Source organism: Pseudoalteromonas sp. Angola-4 (assembly GCF_028599265.1).
In the GTDB taxonomy this organism is placed as follows: domain Bacteria; phylum Pseudomonadota; class Gammaproteobacteria; order Enterobacterales; family Alteromonadaceae; genus Pseudoalteromonas; species Pseudoalteromonas atlantica.
In genome coordinates, this window is sequence record NZ_JAQREK010000080.1 from 1 (window position 1) to 470 (window position 470).

Sequence of the window (470 nt, forward strand, 5' to 3'; positions counted from 1 at the left end):
AATATGATTGGCGCAGTAACGCGTGTACGTAACTGCTTAGCACAAGCGATTCATCGTTTTTATCATGAGCAAGGCTTTTACTGGATCAGTACACCAATCATCACAGCCAGTGACTGTGAAGGTGCGGGTGAAATGTTCAGCGTATCAACCCTTGATATGCAAAACCTGCCAATGACAGATAAAGGCGAAATTGATTACAGCGAAGACTTTTTTGGTAAAGAAGCATTCCTAACGGTATCTGGCCAGCTAAACGGTGAAACATATGCATCAGCTATGTCTAAAATTTACACCTTTGGTCCTACGTTCCGTGCAGAGAATTCAAATACATCTCGCCACTTAGCTGAATTTTGGATGGTAGAGCCAGAAGTTGCGTTTGCTGATTTAGAAGATATCGCAAAATTGGCTGAAAACATGCTTAAGTACGTGTTTAAAGCGGTATTAGAAGAACGCCGTGACGACATGGAGTTTTT

General features: G+C 41.9%; 1 protein-coding gene. It reads left to right on the forward strand.

All coding sequences use genetic code 11. The features are described 5' to 3' along the window. On the forward strand, nt 1-470 hold a 470-nt coding region (locus PSH48_RS20890; RefSeq protein WP_337946973.1), incomplete at both ends, for an amino acid--tRNA ligase-related protein.